This is a genomic window from Bacillus sp. WMMC1349, assembly GCF_013155385.1.
In the GTDB taxonomy this organism is placed as follows: domain Bacteria; phylum Bacillota; class Bacilli; order Bacillales; family Bacillaceae; genus Bacillus.
The window spans coordinates 3,732,693-3,753,599 of sequence record NZ_JABJUQ010000007.1 but is presented as its reverse complement, the minus strand read 5'-3'; the positions used below and the strand labels follow the sequence as shown (position 1 = coordinate 3,753,599).

At 39.5% G+C, this 20,907-nt stretch carries 15 protein-coding genes; 5 read left to right on the top strand and 10 right to left on the bottom strand.

Features of this window, described 5'->3' with window-relative positions; all coding sequences use genetic code 11:
- Positions 1–117 precede the first annotated feature (117 nt).
- Positions 118–1,506, top strand: a complete 1,389-nt coding sequence (gene xylE, locus HOO54_RS21440) for a D-xylose transporter XylE (protein WP_172299762.1) — start codon at positions 118–120, stop codon at positions 1,504–1,506.
- A gap of 23 nt (positions 1,507–1,529) precedes the next feature.
- Positions 1,530–3,044, top strand: coding sequence for a xylulokinase (gene xylB, locus HOO54_RS21435; protein ID WP_172298917.1), 1,515 nt, complete (start codon positions 1,530–1,532; stop codon positions 3,042–3,044).
- A 403-nt stretch (positions 3,045–3,447) separates the two neighbouring features.
- Here xylB and HOO54_RS21430 read toward each other — a convergent pair whose 3' ends face one another.
- Positions 3,448–4,158 carry a GntR family transcriptional regulator gene (locus HOO54_RS21430; protein ID WP_172298915.1) on the bottom strand — a complete coding sequence of 237 codons (711 nt, stop codon included), beginning with the start codon at positions 4,156–4,158 and terminating at the stop codon, positions 3,448–3,450.
- Positions 4,159–4,393: 235 nt separating this feature from the next.
- Here HOO54_RS21430 and bglA point away from each other — a divergent pair, with 235 nt between their 5' ends.
- Positions 4,394–5,833, top strand: a complete 1,440-nt coding sequence (gene bglA, locus HOO54_RS21425; RefSeq protein ID WP_172298913.1) for a 6-phospho-beta-glucosidase BglA — start codon at positions 4,394–4,396, stop codon at positions 5,831–5,833.
- A gap of 106 nt (positions 5,834–5,939) precedes the next feature.
- Positions 5,940–6,764 (top strand): MerR family transcriptional regulator, encoded by an 825-nt coding sequence (locus HOO54_RS24980; RefSeq protein ID WP_309244918.1) that lies wholly within the window; start codon positions 5,940–5,942, stop codon positions 6,762–6,764.
- A 169-nt stretch (positions 6,765–6,933) separates the two neighbouring features.
- On the opposite strand, the gene ahpF is transcribed toward HOO54_RS24980, so the two are convergent.
- The 9 genes from ahpF to HOO54_RS21375 all read right to left on the bottom strand — a co-directional run bounded on the left by ahpF (position 6,934) and on the right by HOO54_RS21375 (position 19,276).
- On the bottom strand, positions 6,934–8,466 hold the full coding sequence (gene ahpF, locus HOO54_RS21415; RefSeq protein ID WP_172298911.1) for an alkyl hydroperoxide reductase subunit F: 1,533 nt from the start codon (positions 8,464–8,466) through the stop codon (positions 6,934–6,936).
- Positions 8,467–8,480: 14 nt separating this feature from the next.
- Entirely contained in the window at positions 8,481–9,044 is a 564-nt protein-coding gene (gene ahpC, locus HOO54_RS21410) for an alkyl hydroperoxide reductase subunit C (RefSeq protein ID WP_172298909.1), read from the bottom strand.
- 174 nt (positions 9,045–9,218) lie between these two features.
- Positions 9,219–10,514 (bottom strand): chloride channel protein, encoded by a 1,296-nt coding sequence (locus tag HOO54_RS21405; RefSeq protein WP_172298907.1) that lies wholly within the window; start codon positions 10,512–10,514, stop codon positions 9,219–9,221.
- Between the two features lie 12 nt (positions 10,515–10,526).
- Positions 10,527–11,141 (bottom strand): DUF421 domain-containing protein, encoded by a 615-nt coding sequence (locus tag HOO54_RS21400; RefSeq protein WP_253907730.1) that lies wholly within the window; start codon positions 11,139–11,141, stop codon positions 10,527–10,529.
- 127 nt (positions 11,142–11,268) lie between these two features.
- Positions 11,269–13,872: a bifunctional acetaldehyde-CoA/alcohol dehydrogenase gene (gene adhE / locus HOO54_RS21395; protein ID WP_172298903.1), complete on the bottom strand. Its 2,604-nt coding sequence runs from the start codon at positions 13,870–13,872 to the stop codon at positions 11,269–11,271.
- 366 nt (positions 13,873–14,238) lie between these two features.
- Positions 14,239–15,639: a decarboxylating NADP(+)-dependent phosphogluconate dehydrogenase gene (gene gnd / locus HOO54_RS21390; RefSeq protein WP_172298901.1), complete on the bottom strand. Its 1,401-nt coding sequence runs from the start codon at positions 15,637–15,639 to the stop codon at positions 14,239–14,241.
- A 16-nt stretch (positions 15,640–15,655) separates the two neighbouring features.
- Positions 15,656–16,999 (bottom strand): GntP family permease, encoded by a 1,344-nt coding sequence (locus tag HOO54_RS21385; protein ID WP_172298899.1) that lies wholly within the window; start codon positions 16,997–16,999, stop codon positions 15,656–15,658.
- A 38-nt stretch (positions 17,000–17,037) separates the two neighbouring features.
- Positions 17,038–18,564, bottom strand: a complete 1,527-nt coding sequence (gene gntK, locus HOO54_RS21380) for a gluconokinase (protein WP_172299759.1) — start codon at positions 18,562–18,564, stop codon at positions 17,038–17,040.
- Positions 18,557–19,276, bottom strand: a complete 720-nt coding sequence (locus tag HOO54_RS21375) for a GntR family transcriptional regulator (RefSeq protein ID WP_172298897.1) — start codon at positions 19,274–19,276, stop codon at positions 18,557–18,559. Before HOO54_RS21375 ends, gntK begins: the two co-directional genes overlap by 8 nt.
- Positions 19,277–19,508: 232 nt before the next feature.
- On the opposite strand from HOO54_RS21375, the gene HOO54_RS21370 reads away from it, so the two are divergent.
- Positions 19,509–20,687 carry an ROK family transcriptional regulator gene (locus tag HOO54_RS21370; protein WP_172298895.1) on the top strand — a complete coding sequence of 393 codons (1,179 nt, stop codon included), beginning with the start codon at positions 19,509–19,511 and terminating at the stop codon, positions 20,685–20,687.
- Positions 20,688–20,907: the final 220 nt, after the last annotated feature.

The window sequence follows — 20,907 nt, the reverse complement described above, 5'->3', positions numbered from 1 at the left end:
TGGACCCGCTAACTGTAATTATTGATCTACTGGGTGGGTCCGTTTTTCTTCAAAAAATCCAAATAAAAAAGGAGGGTAAAGACAGGTTTTTCAGTGCATCTGTCTTTAAACCAAAACATGGAGCAAAAGAAGAATTCTCTTTATCTGTTTGGAATTACGCTTGTTGCCGCGCTTGGTGGATTGCTATTTGGGTATGATACCGCTGTTATTTCAGGGGCAGAGAAGTCAATAAAGCTTTATATGATAGACCCCTTGGACTTAGGGGCATTCATTCACGGAGCAACCATTTCAAGCGCATTAATCGGTTGTATCATTGGCGGTTGTATTTCCGGATTTTTTGCTTCTAGGTTTGGACGAAAGAATTCCCTTTTTATGGCTGCAGTATTATTTTTACTCTCAGCGTTTGGAGCGGCCTATCCTGAGTTCTTGTTTTTTACAAAAGGGGAACCGACAATGGGGTTGTTAATTGCCTTTAACTTTTATCGGATCATTGGTGGTATTGGTGTTGGGTTGGCATCAGCGGTCTGTCCGATGTATATCGGAGAAGTTGCACCTGCTCATATTAGAGGTCGGCTTGTCTCATTTAACCAATTTATGATTATCCTTGGAATGCTCGTTGCATATTTCGTTAACTTTTCTATTTCTAGTGGGGAAACCCAGGAGTGGGTCAATGACGTAGGCTGGAGATACATGTTTGCATCCTTAAGTGTACCTGCATTATTATTCGGGGTTTTATTAACATTGGTACCTGAAACACCGCGTTATTTATCCTTGAAAAATCAAGATGAGAAAGCACTGGCGATTCTTGCAAAAATTAATGGTTCTAAAGCAGCGAGAACGATCTTGGATGACATTAAACAAACGTTGAATGTTGCTTCTGAAAAACTATTTACTTATGGAAAAACGGTGATCGTAATCGGAATTTTGCTTTCCGTGTTCCAACAGTTTGTTGGAATCAATGTAGCCTTGTATTATGCACCAAGAATTTTTGATAGTATGGGAGCAGGAAAAGATGCCTCATTGTTACAAACAACTGTTATGGGATTGGTTAATGTCATCTTTACAGTTGTGGCGATCATGACAGTAGATAGATGGGGCCGCAAACCATTATTAATGACCGGTTCTATCGGAATGGCCATTGGAATGTTTGGTGTTGCCGGCATGGCATACACAGGTGCGATTGGAATGGGGACATTAATCTTCATTATCGTTTATACGGCTTCTTTTATGATGTCATGGGGACCAATTTGTTGGGTGCTCATTTCGGAAATCTTCCCAAATAAAATTCGAGGACGTGCTGTGGCAATTGCAGTGGCAGCACAATGGGCCGCAAACTATTTTATTTCCTCCACCTATCCAATGATGATGGAGTACAGCGGAACGATAACCTATGGTTTTTATGGATTAATGAGTGTTCTTTCTGCCATCTTTGTTTGGAAGTTTGTCCCGGAAACAAAAGGTAAAACACTTGAGGAAATGGAAAGTACTTGGAAAAATGTTTCTTAATCTCAGAAGTGAGGGGAATCATCATGAAATATGTCATTGGCATTGATCTCGGAACCAGTTCTGTGAAAGTGCTGCTTGTTGATCAAAATGGGGTGGTTCATCATTCAGTTACTAAGGACTACCCACTTATTCAACAGCAGCCGGGTTATAGTGAACAAAACCCTGAAACCTGGGTAGAACAAACAATCAATGCACTAAAAATGCTAGTAATTGAGACAAATGTCCATCCGAATCATATTAAAGGTCTTAGTTTTTCCGGACAAATGCATGGTCTTGTGCTGCTTGATGAACATCATCAGGTCATTCGCAATGCGATTTTGTGGAATGACACAAGAACAACTGCGCAATGTCAAAAAATTGATCAGCAACTGGGCGGAAAGCTACTGGAGATTACAAAAAACCCGGCATTGGAAGGCTTTACTTTGCCGAAACTTCTTTGGATCAAACAGTTTGAACCGGAAAACCTGGAGAAAACAAGTGTGTTCTTATTGCCAAAAGATTACCTCCGCTATCGTTTAACGGGAGCTATCCATATGGATTACTCTGATGCAGCGGGTACACTGCTCCTTGATATTGTCAACCAATCATGGAGTACCGACATTCTCCGAACCTTTGGAATCCCTGTTTCTATTTGTCCGCCTTTAGTGGAAACAGAAGATGTTGTCGGAACCCTTCTTCCGGAAATTGCCGAGATGACCGGGCTATCACAAGATATAAAAGTGTTTGCCGGAGGGGCAGACAATGCATGTGGGGCGGTTGGTGCCGGGATTTTATCAGAAGGAACGGCTCTTTGCAGTATTGGAACATCAGGCGTTTTTCTTTCATATGAGAATGATAAAAATAAAAATTACGCTGGCAAAGTCCATTTTTTTAACCATGGTCAAAAGGATTCTTACTATTCTATGGGTGTTACGCTGGGTGCTGGGTACAGTTTGACATGGTTTAAGGAGACATTTGCAAAGGAGCAGTCATTTACTGATTTATTAGAGGAGGCATCTTACTCATCGATTGGAGCGAATGGGCTTATGTTTACTCCTTATCTTGTGGGTGAGCGAACTCCGTATGCAGATGCCAAAATAAGAGGAACATTCACCGGCATTGATGGTTCTCATAAGCTCGCTGATTTTACCCGTGCAGTCATTGAAGGGATCGTTTACTCAATTCGTGAAAGCCTTGACATTTTCCGCAACTATGGCAAGGTCATTGATACGGTCATTTCAATCGGCGGTGGTGCTAAAAGTGATCTATGGCTGCAAATTCAAGCCGATATATTTAACACAAAAGTGGTAAAATTGCAAAATGAACAAGGACCCGGTATGGGGGCAGCGATGATCGCCGCTACTGGATTAGGCTGGTTCCCGTCACTTAAAGATTGTGCGAAAATTTTTATAAAAGCAGATAAAGTCTATCAACCTAAACAAGAAAATGTACAACAGTATCATACGTTTTATCAAGTATATAAAGAGATCTACCCGCATACGGCCTCGATTCATCATCAGTTGTTTGATCTTCGTAAAGGGGATAAAAAATACGGCTAACACCTAACAAATAGCAATGCTTCGTTTGAAAAGGGTCAATCAAGCAACTACTCTCATACCACTTAGGGGAGCTGTCCCAAAAGAGCAAAATTGTTAAAGCTTATGATTCAACATTGCTGATATATTAGCATTCGAGGGCGTCCAATAGTCAAAAAACGGCTTACTGGACAGCCCCTTCTTACCTCTAGTCAAGTGTTTTAATAACAAATTCTGAATTGTTGTCGGAATACCCTCTCATTACATAACACTCAATTCAGGTGAAGACGTTTTTTTCAAAGGTAGTCAAAAGCAGAGATCAAAAAAGATGATTGACTTGAATATCCCTGCTTGATATGCCAGTATGAAATCTTGGTTTATCGGTTCTCATTATGTAAATGATTTAGTTATTCTGGAGACAAATAAGTTATAACAAATAACTATTCGTTTGAACGAAAAACTGGGATTGTTCATAGTTGTAAGTAATTTTAGAGAAGTCGAATGGTTGACCATTTGTTAAATGAAAGATACTTTCAACGTAAAGTTTAGGCGCCCCGGTCTTCAAACCTAAATACTTCGCTTCCGTCTCATTTAATTCTCCCACATGAAGGAATGAATCGGAAAATCCGACCTTCAATCCGAGTCCTTCCTGAATGTAATCAAAGATTGAATCAGAAATGATTTCTTTATTCAAATAAGTAATGATCGATTTATTGTAATACGATTCTTCAAAGCACAATGTTTGTCCATTAATGTACCGTACTCTTTTGACATGATAGACATCAGCATCAAGCTCAATGTTTAAATTATCAGCGGCTTGCCGAGTTGGTTTTCTCACAGCCAATTCAATCACTTTTGCTGTAATATGAAAATCCTCAAGATTCTTTTTAAAGCCTTGACTGGAAAGGAGACTGATATAGCCTTTCCTCTTATGCTTTCTCACGAAAATTCCGCTGCCTCTAACTTGAAAGATTATACCTTTTTTTTCTAATAAATCTAATGACTTCGTAACTGTGCTTTTGCTCACTTTAAATTGAGCCATGAGCGCTTCCAACACAGGAAGCTTGTCCCCCTGTTGAAGTTCGTTATCCTCAATATACTTTTCAATCTCCGCTGCGATTTGCTGGTACTTTAACATGTTCATTCCCCACTACATTGGTTTCATTTGATATTAGCAGTATAGCATAACCTAACTACATATATAATGATTGTAAAGTTATTATACAGTCATTGAAAAATTGTACCGGTACAATTATAATATATATGTATATTATAATAAAGTAGTTAAAAAGTTATATCTGTTCATAATGAAACACCTGATGAAAAGAATAAGCATAAAGGATACAGTCGTAAGTTAAAAGGAGGAATCCAAAATGAAAAAAATGCCGAACAATTTCTTATGGGGCGGTGCTTTAGCTGCTCATCAATTTGAGGGCGGATGGAATCAAGGCGGTAAAGGACCAAGTGTAGTTGATGTGATGACGGCGGGCGCACATGGTGTACCTAGGAAAATGACTGAGACAATTGAAGAGAATCAATTTTATCCGAATCATGAAGCGATTGATTTCTATCATCGATATAAGGAAGATATCGCTTTATTTGCTGAAATGGGGTTAAAATGTTTAAGAACGTCGATCGGTTGGAGCAGGATCTTCCCAAAAGGTGATGAGGCTGAACCAAATGAAGAAGGATTGCAGTTTTATGATCATGTTTTTGATGAATTGCTTAAGTATGGAATTGAACCTGTCATTACATTATCTCATTTTGAAATGCCGCTACATCTAGCCAGGAAATATGGGGGTTTTAGAAATCGGAAAGTCGTTGATTTCTTTGTGAAATTCGCTGAAGTTTGCTTTAACCGCTATCAGAATAAAGTGAAGTATTGGATGACATTTAACGAGATCAATAACCAAATGGATGTGAACAATCCTCTGTTTTTATGGACAAATTCTGGAGTTGTGGTAGGAGAAAATGAGAACGCGAAAGAGGTCATGTACCAAGCAGCTCATCACGAGTTAGTTGCCAGTGCATTGGCCGTGTCAAAGGGCAAGGAAATAAACCCCGCCTTCCAAATAGGGGCGATGGTTTCACATGTGCCGATTTATCCTTACTCATCCAATCCCGAAGATATCATGTTAGCTGAAGAGGAAATGAGACAGCGCTTTTTCTTCCCAGATGTACAGGTTCGCGGTTATTATCCAAACTATGCATTGAAAGAATTTGAAAGAGAAGGTTATCAGCTCAAGTTTGAAGATGGAGATGCGGAAATTTTAAGAAATGGAACGGTAGATTATTTAGGTTTCAGTTATTATATGTCAACAACTGTTAAAAGCGATGTGCAACAAGATCAGAGGGGTGATATTGTCAATGGTGGATTGCCTAATGGAGTTGAAAATCCGTACATCAAATCAAGTGATTGGGGCTGGTCCATTGATCCAACTGGTTTGAGGTATACATTGAATCGACTTTATGATCGCTATCAAATTCCATTATTTATCGTCGAAAACGGCTTTGGGTCTGTTGATACATTAGAAGAGGACGGTACAATCCATGACCCTGAAAGAATTCAATATTTAAAATCACATATTGAAGCATTAAAAAAAGCGGTCATTTATGATGGTGTTGATTTAATGGGTTACACTCCGTGGGGAATTATTGATATCGTCTCATTCACAACAGGTGAAATGAAAAAACGTTATGGTATGATCTATGTTGACCGTGATAACGAAGGAAACGGGTCAATGAAGCGATATAAGAAAGATTCTTTTGAGTGGTACAATAAAGTTATTTTAACAAACGGTGAAGAGTTGTAAACAAAAGCCATGCTGCCTTCATTTTAGCAGCATGGCTTTTTTGCTGTTGACTCTCACATGGTGTGAGATATTATGCTAAAGATGTCATTCGAATGATAGTCATTTTATAGGGGGGATATTTATATTCAAAATTGGCGACTTTTCTAAATTAACAAAAGTGTCTGTACGTATGCTTAGATATTATGATGAAGTTGGAATTTTTCAGCCTGCAACAATTGATGAATTTACAGGTTATCGATACTATTCGGCAAAACAGATCTCAGTGATTAATCTCATCGTATCATTGCGAGATATGGGATTTAACGTAGCTGACATCGCTATATATATGAAAGAAAAATCTGAGGAAAAGCAAGAAGATATGTTAAAAGTCAAAAGTAAAGAAATTAGGAGCAATATCAGGACGGAGCAATTAAAACTTGAAAAAATCAATACAACAATCAAGAATATGAAAAAGGGGCGAGTCAATATGAATTATCATGTGACATTAAAATCTCTACCTAGCTATCAGGTTATCTCTTTAAGAGATACGATACCAGCTTATGATGCAGAAGGCATGCTTTGGTCAAGATTGAGTGATTACCTCATGACAAACAATATCTCTTGTCATGAGATTGCTTATGCAACCTATCATGATAATGGTTATAAAGATGGTGAAGTTGATGTTGAGGTTGTCATGGGTGTTGATCAACTCATGAAAGATAAAAACGAATTTGTCTTTAAGGAAACAGAAGCAGTTGAGCAAGCGGCTAGTATACTCGTCCCAGGAGATTATTCTAATTTATTAGGAGCATATCAGTTCCTTGCAAATTGGATTGAAGAAAATGGGTACATGATATCCGGAAACCCACGCCAAGTTGCTATAAAAGGACCTTGGAATGAAAAAAATAAAGAGAACTATTTGAATGAAATACAGATTCCAGTAAATAAATAAAAACAGCAATAGACAAATGCAGATAAAAATATACCTGAAATCGAATAGTTAGGTGTACTGATCCCGTGAAGCCCAAATTGGCGGCAAAAAATCCCGTAATCAAGGTCTGCCAATGAAACTATTCAAGAATAGAGCCCGCAACAGTATTACAGCGGGCTCTTCTTAAAAATTAATGTCTTATCAAATAATCAAACGCCCCTAAAGCCGCATTTGCTCCCGATCCCATTGAAATAATAATTTGATGATACGGATGATCTGTGCAATCGCCTGCCGCAAACAATCCAGGGATGCTTGTGGCTCCATGTTTATCTACAATAATCTCACCGATACGGTTACGTTCAACGATCTCAGGCAACCAATCAGTATTTGGCACGAGTCCGATTTGAACGAATACGCCTTGTAATTCGATATGTTTTTCTTCCTCTGTGGTGCGGTCAATATAGGTAATCCCGTTGACAGTGTCTGTGCCGGTAATTTCTTTCGATTGAACGTTTTTCAGGACTGTTACATTTGGAAGGCTGTTGAGCCGTTTTTGCAGGACATCGTCAGCTTTTAGCTCTGGCATAAACTCAAGAACCGTGACATGCTGAACAATACCAGCAAGATCGATTGCTGCCTCAATACCGGAGTTGCCGCCTCCTATTACAGCTACATGTTTTCCTTCAAATAATGGGCCATCACAATGAGGACAGTATGCGACACCTTTGTTTTTGAACTCTTGTTCACCTGGCACGCCGATATTGCGCCAACGGGCACCTGTTGAGATGATGACAGCTTTACTTTTCAGGATAGCACCATTTTCAAGTTCAATTTCGAAAAGATCTTTTTTGTCTAACCGCTTTGCGCGGTGTAGATTCATGACATCAATATGATAGTCTTTCACATGTTCTTCAAGGTTTGCTACAAGCTTAGGTCCTTCTGTTGCTTTTACACTGATGAAGTTTTCGATGCTCATTGTGTCGAGAACTTGGCCGCCAAAGCGTTCGGCCACAATACCTGTCCGAATGCCTTTGCGTGCTGCGTAAATTGCTGCACTTGCACCTGCTGGACCGCCTCCGACGATCAGCATATCATATGGGTCTTTATTAGATAGTTCGGCTGCGTCTTTCCCGCTGCCCACCAATTTTTGAAGAATTTCTTCGAGTGTCATTCGACCGCTTCCGAATGGTTCGCCGTTTAAGTAAACAGTTGGCACTGCCATCACGTTCTTGCTTTCAACTTCTGATTTGTATGCTGCCCCATCAACCATTGTGTGTGTGATGTTTGGGTTAAGAATGCTCATCATGTTTAAAGCTTGAACAACATCAGGACAGTTATGGCATGTCAGACTGATATAAGACTCAAAATGGTAATCACCGCTTATGTTTTTAATTTGCTCAATGACTTTTTGATCAACCTTAGGTGCTCTGCCACTGACTTGCAATAGTGCTAGCACTAAAGATGTGAATTCGTGGCCGAGCGGAACACCGGCAAACGTCACGCCTGTTTCTGCTCCGGTGCGAGTTACACTGAAGCTAGGCGTTCTATTTAATCGGGTTTTTTCAACGGTGATTTTAGTAGACATGGAAGCTAGTTCTTCAACAAGAGCCAGCATCTCCATAGAGGTTTTGTCTTCACCTGCACTCACTTTGAGAATTATCTCATTCTCAATGAGCTGCATGTATTGGTTTAGTTGGGTTTTGATATTTGCTTCAAGTACCATAGAATGCTCCCCCCTTAAATCTTGCCTACTAAATCAAGGCTTGGTTTAAGCGTTTCAGAGCCTTCTTCCCATTTTGCGGGGCACACTTCACCTGGGTTTTGACGAACATATTGTGCCGCTTTTACTTTATTGATCAGTCCACTCGCATCACGACCGATACCACCTGCATTAATTTCAACAGCTTGGATCACGCCGTCTGGGTCGATGATAAATGTACCGCGGTCAGCAAGCCCTTCTTCTTCGTTTAGCACTTCAAAGTGACGAGAAATTGTTTGAGATGGGTCACCGATCATGGCGTAAGTAATTTTAGAGATTTTTTCAGAACTGTCATGCCAGCCTTTATGAACGAAGTGAGTATCTGTAGAAACAGAGTATACTTCAACACCAAGTTCTTTTAGATTAGCGTATTGATTTTGAAGATCTTCAAGTTCGGTTGGACAAACGAATGAGAAATCTGCTGGATAGAAGCAGAAAATACTCCATTGACCTTTCAAGCTTTCATTTGTCACATCAATAAACTCCCCGTTTTTGTAAGCTTTTGCTGCGAATGGTTTTACTTCTGTTCCGATTAAAGACATATTGATTCTTCCTCCCAAATAAGTGTATTTGTAAAACTTCTCTCTTTATAATAATTATAATTATGTATTCATTATTAAATAACACATATTTTTTGTCAAGATAAAAGAACTTTGAAAAAAACATAAGGATAAAATAGAAGAATCAATTAAAATCGTGGATATCAGGAGCATCCCCTAAGGCTTTTTCTTTTTTTCAATATTTTTGATCGTTTCTCCGTTTATAATACTGAATAATCTGCTCTTCGGTTCATATATTTTTTGAGACGGCCATAATCCATGATGTCCAGAAAATATATAACTAACCAAACTAGCAATAAAAAAATACTCTAATCCTTTCCCATCAAACATTTCCATAGCCAACAGGAATGCTGTGACAGGTGTATTTGCACCACCACAAAAAGTCGCAACCAGCCCCAATGCCGCTAAAAACGAGATGGGTAAATCCGCAATCGAGTGCAGTGTATTACCTAGAGTTGCTCCCATGAAGAATAACGGTATTGCCTCACCGCCAACAAATCCTGTCCCCAGAGTAATTGCTGTAAAAATCAGCTTAGCGAGAAAGGCAAAAGGAGGAACATCTTCTTTGAAAGCCTGCTCTAACATAGGTAAGCCCCGGCCATTGTAATCTTGAGAACCAACCAATAAATATAAACATACAATGATGAATCCTCCCACAAATGCTCTTTGCATATGGTTTTTCTTAAACATTTTCTCGGTGATTGTTTCTATCCCGTGTCTCAACTGACAATATGTGATGCTTAATAGGCTAAATAGAATAGAAATAAGAAGGACCTTGATAAATGTGATAAAAGATAACTCCGGTAGAGCTTGGATTATAAATTCTTCGTGCTTAACTCCCCACGTTGCTTCCGTTATATAGTGACCAGTGAAGCTAGCCACCAAACAAGGAACGAGTGCTTCAAATTTTAATTTTCCTAAAGCGGACATCTCCATTCCAAATACCGTGCCGGTAATGGGTGTGCCAAATGCAGCGCCAAACCCGGCACTAATACCGCTCATCAATAAAATTTTAGTATCTAATAAACGAATCCTAAACAAATTGATGATCATTTGAGCTGCACTGCCACCCATTTGGACAGCTGCACCTTCTCTTCCAGTGGAACCGCCAAAAAAAACTGTCATAAAAGTTCCGAGGTAGACAATCGGTCCCATTCTTTGCGGAACCTTTTTTTCGCCATGAACAGCGTCAATGACAAGATTATTTAATTGGGCGGTGTTATGTAAGTTGTTATCCAAGACCACTTTTCCATATTTCATGTATATGTAGCCAAGGACAAGTCCACTAAGAGGGAGAAGGTATATGAGCCAGCCGTTTTTCTCTCTTACGTCACCTAGATAATCATTTGCTTCTAGCAGGAAAGCAGTCGTGGAGCCTACAATCCCCCCAATGATACCACCACATAATATCCATTTCCCAAGAGTCTGTAAGAAAAATTTATATTTTCTCAATTTTAAGCAACCTCATTTCAATTCTTTTGCATGTTTTTTAGAATGCATTTCATCTTTAATTTCCGAAAAAATGTTATCTGAGTTTGCTGTCGTTTTAGAGGTTTCAATTGGAGAGTGGTTGATATTCATTTCTACCAAGGCTTTTAACTGCTCTATATCCTCTTTAGTGGCAAATTGTTTATTCGGTTTTAACATGTATCCTAATTGACCGTTCGATTCGATTGTCGCCCATTGTAAATCTTTAAATGTTTGAATGTTTTGCTGTCTCAACCTTACTTCAAGCATATCTACAGTTAAGCGCAGTTTTTTTAAATGACTTATATTAATTTGACCGTTTTCGACCACTAATACGGATTTTCCATAAATAAAGCTTTCGAAAGCATCAAACTTTAATGTGAGATACTCGATTAATAGAAGAGTGAGGGTCATTAAAAATGTGACAATCATTGTAATCCAAATATTTCTGTCATTCACTGGTTGAATAATTAATGAGCCAACAGCTATCATCATGACCGTTTGAGCAACGGTAAGCTGTGAAATGGATTTTCTGCCGGCTAACCGCAAAATGAGGACTCCTCCTATGACAATGACAACAGCTTTCCAGACGAAATTGAAATCCAAGATCATCCCTCCTCAACAAACAAACAAGTTACATTTATGTTAGGAAAGTAGTCTTTAAATTATTCATAGTTGACCGGAGCCAAAAAACAAAAAAGCCATCCCTTAAAAGGATGACTTTTCAGCGACTCTGTATTTAAACTCCTTTAAAAGCAGAACGATAAATCTCAGCCAGCTCAGTTACCAATGGAAGTTTTGGATTGGCTGTTGTACATTGGTCTTCAAAGGCACGGTCTGCCAAGGTATCTACTTTGCTTTCAAATGCTTGTGCATCAATGTTGTTTTGTTTGAGGCTCATTGGAATATCAAGCTCTTTGGCTAGCTTAATAATGGCTTGAACTAAACTTTCCACACCTTCTTCTGTTGTTTTTGCTGGTAAACCGAGTGTTCTAGCAATTTCCGCATAACGTTGATCAGCTACAAAATGGTTGTATTTAGGGAATGCTGTGAATTTTTTCGGTTTTGTTGCATTATAGCGAATGACATGCGGTAATAAAACTGCATTTGCTCGTCCATGCGCAATGTGGAATTCGGCTCCTAGTTTATGGGCTAAACTATGGTTGATTCCAAGGAATGCGTTGGAAAAGGCCATACCAGCAATTGTTGATGCATTGTGTACCTTTTCACGTGCCAACTCGTCGCTGCCGTTTTTGTATGCTCTTGGCAAGTATTCAAAGATGAGTTGGATGGCTTTCATTGCTAAACCATCAGTATAGTCATTGGCCATGCATGATACATAGGATTCAACAGCGTGTGTTAGTACGTCCATTCCTGTATCTGCTGTAATATGTTTTGGTACGGTCATCACAAACTGTGGATCAATGATCGCCACATCTGGTGTTAGCTCATAATCAGCTAATGGGTATTTTGTGCCGGCCTCTTTGTCTGTAATAACAGAGAATGAAGTGACCTCAGAACCTGTTCCAGATGTAGTTGGAATCGCTACGAATTGTGATTTTCCACCCAATTTCGGGTATTTGACAATACGTTTGCGAATATCTAGGAATTTTTGTTTTAATTCAAAGAATTTAGCATCTGGGTGTTCATAGAACATCCACATCCCTTTAGCGGCATCCATTGCAGAACCTCCACCAAGTGCGATGATAACATCTGGCTGGAATTTGGCCATCATGTCAACGCCTTTCATGACCGTTTCAATTGATGGATCAGGTTCTACTTCAGAGAAAATTTCGCAATGAACGTAATCCGGACGTTTTCTCAGGTAGTGAAGAACACGGTCGACATAGCCGAATTTCACCATTCCAGGGTCTGTTACAATAAATGCTTTTGAGATATTAGGCATTTTCGCTAAATATTGTGTAGAATTTTTTTCGAAATAAATTTTTGGTGGAATTTTAAACCATTGCATATTAACATTCCTTTTCGCCACTTTTTTAGTGTTGACTAAGTGAATTGCACCTACGTTTGTAGAGACAGCATTTCCTCCATAAGTACCACAGCCAAGTGTTAGGGATGGCATATAGGCATTGTAAATATCACCAATTGCTCCTTGGGAAGATGGAGCATTCACAATGATCCGACCTGCTTTCATTCTTAGACCAAACTGTTTAATTGCATCTTGATCGTTTGTATGAATCACGGCAGAGTGGCCGATACCGCCAAACTCCAGCATTTGTTCGGCTCGTTCTAAACCTTCTTGAAGTCCGTTAACTTTGTAGCAGGCTAAAACCGGACTTAGTTTTTCCCTTGAAAGTGGATATTGTGGTCCGACTCCTTTTAATTCAGCAACAAGGATTTTAGTGTGTTCTGGAACTTTTACACCTGCCATTTCAGCAATTTTATATGCAGGCATACCGACAATATCAGGATTAACGGCACACTTATCTTCATTGATGACCAGTTTTTCAACTTTTGCTTTTTCGCTTTCATTTAAGAAATAACAATTGTGTGATGTCATTTCAGCTTTCACGTCTGCATAGACATCTTTATCAATGATCACAGCCTGTTCTGAAGCGCAAATCATTCCATTATCAAATGTTTTTGATAAAATGAGATCGTTTACAGCTTGTTTTAGGTGAGCCGTTTTTTCAATATAGCAAGGAACGTTTCCTGGTCCAACGCCAAGAGCGGGTTTTCCAGAGCTATAAGCGGATTTCACCATGCCGGCGCCCCCTGTTGCAAGAATAAGGGCGATCTTAGGATGAGTCATTAAACCTTGAGTAGCATCTAATGATGGTGTTTCAATCCACTGAATGCAATTTTCTGGTGCTCCTGCTTGAATGGCTGCATCTCTAAGTATTCTTGCTGCTTCACTGCTGCATTTTTGTGCAGATGGATGGAAAGCAAAAACGATTGGGTTTCTTGTTTTAATTGAAATTAAAGCTTTGAACATAGTGGTAGATGTCGGGTTCGTAACTGGTGTCACCCCGGCAATTACACCAACCGGCTCCGCTATTTCAATCACACCGGCATGTGGATCTTCGTTAATAATGCCAACGGTTTTATTGTATTTAATATTATGGTAGACATATTCTGTTGCAAACATATTTTTGATAATTTTATCTTCGTATACACCGCGTTTTGTTTCTTCAATCGCAAGCTTTGCAAGAGGCATATGCTGATCAAGCCCAGCCAGCGCCATTTGTTTAACAATATGATCAATTTTCTCCTGATCAAAGCTGCGGAATTCTTCTAGTGCCTTAAGACCTTTTTCTGCAAGTTGATCAATCATTTTTGAGACATTTTGCTTTTGTTTCATTTCCTTCTCTTCGACTGCCATGGTAAACCCTCCGTTGAAATTGATAGTTTTTCACTCATTTACAAAATAGGATTTCTGGGATTTTCTTGAAAGAAAAATGAAATACATTAATAGCTAATCAACTTAAAAGTTTGTGAAACATTTCACAATCAAAGCTAAAAAATTTTAAGTTGATATTGTTTTTGATAAGAATCATGTTTTTTCATCCTATCAGCTCCTTATTCTAGGGCTGAAATTATCATAACATGAAGTTGATCATAAAAGTTTGTGAAATATTGAACAAAGTATGAATCATCATTAAAATAGGTCTTATCACATATAAATGAAATTCCAAATGGATAAGTCTAATGGCATAAATGTATGCATTCAGTTCATATGAAAACGATGTCACTGTTGCCAATTCGTATGAAAATGCCCTTCCATATCTGTTCGTCCATACGTATGCGAACCGAAGTAATCACGCTGAGCCTGCAACAGGTTTGCATTTGATCGGCCAGTACGATAGCTGTCATAATATGATAGCGAGGTGCTTAAACATGGGAGTGAAATACCTGCATTTATGCCGTTGCAGACAACTTTTCGTAATCCTGTTTGATATTCTTTCAGTTTTTCAGCAAAGTAGGGGGCGATTAACAGATTAGGCAGTTCCGGTTGATCTTGGAGCACTTCACTGATCGTATTTAAAAACTCGGCACGGATGATACAGCCGCCTCGGAAAATAAGGGCGATATCTTTTAAAGGTAAATCCCATCCGTACAGTTTAGAAGTCATGTGATATTGGGCAAAGCCTTGAGCATAGGCACAAACTTTTCCCATATATAGCGCTTGTCTGACATCATCAATTGATAAATCTAATTGTTGCACTTTTCTTTTTGGTCCGGCTAAGATGGTTTCCGCAAAAACACGTTCACGTTTTAAAGAAGAAAGGTAGCGGGCAAATAAGGCCTCTGTGATCATTGATGATGGTATGCCATGATGAATAGCTTGAATGGTTGTCCATTTACCTGTTCCTTTTTGACCTGTTTGATCAAGAATCACGTCAATAAGCGGCTGACCTGTTCGCTCGTCTTTCTTCCGTAAAATATGTGCTGTGATTTCAATTAAATAGCTTTTCAATTCACCTTTGTTCCATGTTTCAAAAATACGGGCGATCTCATCGATAGATAAATGCAATGTATCTCTTAAACATGTATAGGCTTCCGCAATCAACTGCATATCCGCGTACTCAATCCCATTGTGCACCATTTTTACAAAATGCCCTGCACCTTTTGACCCCATATAAACACAGCATGAATCATCACCAACTCGCGCAGCGATTTTTTTCAGAGAAGGAGCCGCTTTTTCATAAACTTCTTGGTCGCCGCCTGGCATAATGGCAGGTCCTTTTAAAGCCCCAGCTTCTCCGCCTGAAATGCCAATGCCTAAGTAGCCAATCGCGTTAGTGTTTAGCTTGTCATATCTTCGTTCTGTATCTTTATAATGAGAGTTGCCACCATCCATGATGATGTCCCCTTTATCAAGCAAGGGGATAAGTGAGTCAATCACTGAATCTACCGGCTGACCTGCTGTCACCATGAGAAGAATTTTTCGCGGTTTTTGAATAGATTGAACAAAATCTTGGAGTTCATCATAAGGATAGATAGCCTCTCCATTCAGCTGTTGTACAAGTCGATCAGTTAAGTCCCTTGTGTAATTATAGACAGCCACATTTTCCTTTTTGCTGGCTAGGTTGAGGGCAATGTTGCTGCCCATAACCCCTAACCCTATGATACCGATTGTATTTAACATATGATCTACTCCTTTGTTATACAAATAAGCTAATCAATAGAATGAATCCTAATCCGGCTACAGAGATCACAGATTCTAGCAATGTCCATGTTGCAAATGTTTCTTTCATGCTTAAACCAAAGTACTCTTTGAACATCCAGAAGCCAGCGTCATTTACATGGGAAGCGATGACACTTCCGGCGCCTGTTGCAAGTACCACTAGTGCAAGATTGACATCAGACCCCAGCATTGGAATCACTAATCCTGTCGTGCTTAATGCAGCAACTGTTGCAGACCCTAAAGAAATGCGCAAAATAGCTGCGATCATCCAGGCAAGTAAGATCGGGGACATGGAAGTTCCTTTAAACAATTCAGCCACATAGTCACCCACCCCGCCATTAATTAAGACTTGTTTGAAGGCACCGCCCCCTCCAATGATCAACAGCATCATGCCGATTTGGGAAATGGCAGCTGAACAAGAATCCATGACGGTTTTAATGGGAATTTTTCTGGCAATACCCATCGTATAGATCGCAACCAATAAAGAAATTACCATTGAAGTCGATGCATTTCCGATGAATTGGATGACTGCAAGTCCTCCATTTTCAGCCAATCCGAGGGTTTCTTGAAGTAAAGTCATGATGGTAGAGACGGACATGATAATGACAGGAAGCAGTGCTGTAAAGACACTGATTCCAAAACCGGGTGTATCTTCAAGTTTGAATGTTTTATGTTCACCCAAGGATGTAATATTGCCAGTCTTCTTAAAAACTTGAGGGGTGATTTTTTTCGTAAATTTTGTAAATAGAGGTCCGGCTATCAGCACTGTTGGGATGGCAACAATGAAACCGTAGAGCAAAACTTCCCCAATGTCGGCACCATATTCCCCGGCAATTGCTGTTGGTCCCGGATGCGGCGGCAGAAATCCGTGTGTAACAGATAAAGCTGCGACCATCGGAATGCCAAGAAATAAAATAGAAATCTTTAATTCTTTTGAAATCGCAAAAATAATTGGAATTAATAAAACTAACCCTACTTCAAAGAAAAGAGCAACACCAATAATAAATGAGGCAATGACAACTGCCCATTGAATGTTTTTTTCGCCAAACTTGTTGACGAGAGTCATGGCAATCCGCTGTGCTCCACCTGAGTCAGCAATTAGCTTGCCCAGCATGGCACCAAGACCAAAAATCAGAGCAATGTGACCAAGAGTTCCTCCTAATCCCTCTTCAATCGTCTTGACAATCTTATCCAATGGCATTCCCAGTGCTAATGCAGAGCCAAACGAGACCATTATTAAGGAAACAAAAGTGTTTAGCTTCAAACCCATAATCAACAGCAGTAATACAACAATTGCGATGGCTACAATAATTAATGGCATGATTTAGCATCTCCAATTCGTTTGCCTTTTTTATAGATTCAATGTCTTTGATAATCAGCGATTTGTTTATACTGTTTTTCTAAAGCTTTTGCTATGTTCATAAAGATTGGTGTCAATTGTCTGTACTCGTTTACTGCCAATTCATTTGGAAAATGTCTGCTAGTACTGCCAATCATGTCAGAGACAATGTCAAAGGATTTAATTTTTCCAGTGGCATATAAACCTAAAATGCAGGCACCCAGACATGAGCTTTCAAAACGATCTGGTACAGCGACTTCTGATTCAAAAATATCGGCTATCATTTGCCGCCATAAACTTGATCTTGCAAAGCCCCCTGTTGCTAAAATTCGGGAGACAGATCCGTCCATACATTCAGTCAAAGCCAAAAAGACAGTATATAAATTGTAAATGACGCCTTCCATTGCTGAGCGAATCAGATGTTCTTTCTTATGTGACATGGTGAGACCAAAGAATGAGCCGCGTACATCAGGGTTCCATAAAGGAGCACGTTCACCGGCGAGATAGGGATGAAATAACAATCCGTCAGCCCCTGGTTTAACGCGCTCAGCCAGTTTCGTTAATACATCATACGGGTCGATTCCGAGTCGTTTTGCTGTTTCTATTTCTGAAGAAGCAAATTCATCTTTCATCCAGCGAAGAACGATTCCGCCATTGTTTACAGGTCCACCAATGACCCAGTGATCCTCGGTTAAGGCATAGCAAAAAATTCTGCCTTTTTCATCAGTTTGCGGTTTGTCTATCAGTGTGCGAATGGCGCCGCTTGTCCCAATGGTGACGGCAATTTCTCCTTTTTTAATGGCTCCTACACCTAAGTTGGAAAGCACACCATCACTTGCACCGATGACAAAAGGTGTATGAGGGTCAATGCTCATCAGTTTAGCAAATCCACGGTGGCAATTTTGAAAGATTGCTGTCGTAGGCACAAGCTTTGATAAATGATGCCGCTTAACACCTGCGATGGTTAAGGCTTGATCATCCCAATCCAAGCTTTTTAAATTCATCATGCCCGTTGCTGAAGCAAGGGAATAATCGATTACATATTGGTCAAACAATTTTTTAAAGATATACTCTTTGATTCCGATATATTTTTTGGCTTTTAACGCTACTTCAGGACGTTCATTCACAATCCAGGTCAGTTTGCTTAAAGGTGACATCGGATGAATGGGGGTCCCGGTTCGTTTGTAGACTTCTTGACCATTTCGTTCTTCTTTTATTTGTTGAGCCCAGCTTTCACTTCGATTATCAGCCCAAGTGATGCACGGTGTTAGTGGCTGGTCATGTTGATCCATAGCAATGACACTGTGCATGGCACTACTGAATGATACAAAGGAGAGCTTTTCTTGTGGACGTTGTTTCATGATGTTAGCAGCCGCAGTGAGAACAGCCTGAAAAATTTCTTCAGGGTTTTGTTCAGCCGTTGAGATATCTGGTGTGTAGAGCGGATAACAGACCTGTTCTTTTTGAATGATATCCCCTTTTTCATTAAATAAGACAGCTTTCGTACTTGTTGTGCCAATATCAATACCTAACATATAACTAGTCATCATCTAGTTCAGCCCCTTTAGACAACATTTGTTGCGATAACCAAAGATCTTCTACTTTTTCTTGGACATCATCAAAATTATGATGTAACGATTGAATCATCAGGGCTCTATCTTTTGTTTGAATCGCTTGAATATAAAGCTCATGATTATCCAAAATTCGTGTAAAGTCTTCATACTTTTCTTTTAAACGGGCTCGCATTGATAAAAGAATGAAACTTTCCATAACAGGTTTTAAATTGTTCCAAATCATCAAAATGTATGAATGATGAATGGACCTCACAATCGTTTCATGAAATAAGACATCTTGAAGTGAAAACTCATCAGCATCTTGATATTTAATGGAAACTTTCATCATTTCCAGTATTTTGCTGAGGTCTTTTACTAAAGGATTAACATCAGCTTTTACTAGTCGTTCGAATACAAAGGTTTCTATTAACAAGCGCACATCATATATTTCTCCGATTTCTTTTTCTGTTAGTCCAATCACAATGGCGCCCATTCGCTCTAAGCGAATCAGTTTTTCTGCTGCTAATATTTTCAAGGCTTCACGGACAGGTGACCGACTGACAGAAAATTCAGCGGCAATTTTATTTTCTGATAATCTTGTACCGCTTTCAATGACTCCGGAAATGATACGCATTCTAAGTTCACATGCTACACGTTCGCCAGTTGAAGCCCGTGCAAGCCATTTTTCTGGATATAAATATTTCATCCACTCACCTCCTCATCATGAAGTATACTTGTATACAAGTATAATACTGCTAATATTTTTGTTTTGCAAGCGGTTTCAATTTAGCTGGTTGTACAAAACTTTTACGTAACATATCCAAAATATCTACTTCATCATCGATCTATTTTTAAGACAAGTAAATAAATGTTTATTAATTTAATTTATTAACTGTGATACAATCAAATGTATAGTAGCTTTAAATGGAGGATTTCCTATGCAACGTGGAACATTTCAATTAATGAAATCAGTGAATAAATCGATCATCTTGAATAAGATCAGAACAGCTGAGCCGATATCGAGAGCGGAGATTGCCAAGGAAACGAAAATTACGCCTCCGACAGTCAGCAGCATTGTGAAAGAGCTAATAGAGCAAGGATTAGTGAAGGAAAGCAGATTAGGTCACTCCAGCGGGGGACGGAAGCCAACAATGCTGCATATTCATACAGGTGCTTTTTATGTCATCGGGGTTGATGCGGGACCTGAAGCGGTGGAAGGTGTATTAACTGATTTATCAGGTCATATTCTTCAGCGCTCATCTTGTCTGCTCAAAAAACCGATTACAGGTGAGCAGTTTATTATAGTTTTAAAGGATGTCATTCGTTCAATTTTAGATTTGTCTAAAGTAAATCAAGAAAAAATCATTGGCATTGGAATCGCGATGCACGGGGTCGTTGATACTGAAACAGGAATGTCGCTGATCGCCCCTAATTTAAATTTGAAAAACATACCTATTCAAGCGGAGCTGGAAAAAGACTTTGATTTAAGGGTAAAGGTAGAAAATGATGCTCGCGCAATGGCACTAGGTGAATCATGGTTTGGAGGCCATGGTGATATTGCTAGTATGGCTGTCGTTAATATTGGCCGAGGTGTTGGGGCAGGTGTTGTGATCAATGGGAAGTTATATTATGGGGCTCATGGAATTGCCGGAGAGTTTGGGCATATGACAATTGATATGAATGGTGAGGTTTGTGAATGTGGAAATCGCGGCTGTTTACAAACATTTGTGAGTGGAGCAGCAATTGCCAGACGAGGAAGACATCAGTTGAAAGATAGTCGATTAACCGCTAAAGATTTGTTTGACATGGCCCAAAATGGTAATCAAGCTTGTGTCGATCTTTTTCATGAAACAGGTCATATCATTGGAATCGGCTTAACAAACTTCATTCATCTTGTCAATCCAAGAAAAATTGTCTTAGGCGGCGGTGTCATGAAAAGCAAAAAATTCATGTTGCCGACCATCATCGAAACGATACAGAAAAACGCTTTGACTGTTGAAGCTAGACAAACAAAGGTGACGGTTACTCAACTGGGTGATGATGCGACATTATTAGGGGCAGTTTCATTATTATTGGTAGAACTATTTGATCCAATCAAAAAAATGGGGCTGTCCTGAAAGTCGTGTGGATGAATAAAAATTGGGGAATTTGCTCGCTTTCCGCGGGCGATCCGCGAGCCTCCTCGGAGCTCGTTCCTTGCTCCTCTTGGGTCTCGCCTGGCTCGCTGTTTCCGCAGGAGTCTCGCAATTCCCCCTGATTGATGTTGAAAAAGGCCTTTTTAGACAGCTCCTACTGTATGAAGCGTCTGCTTATACCTCAACTTCTTTTAACGACTTC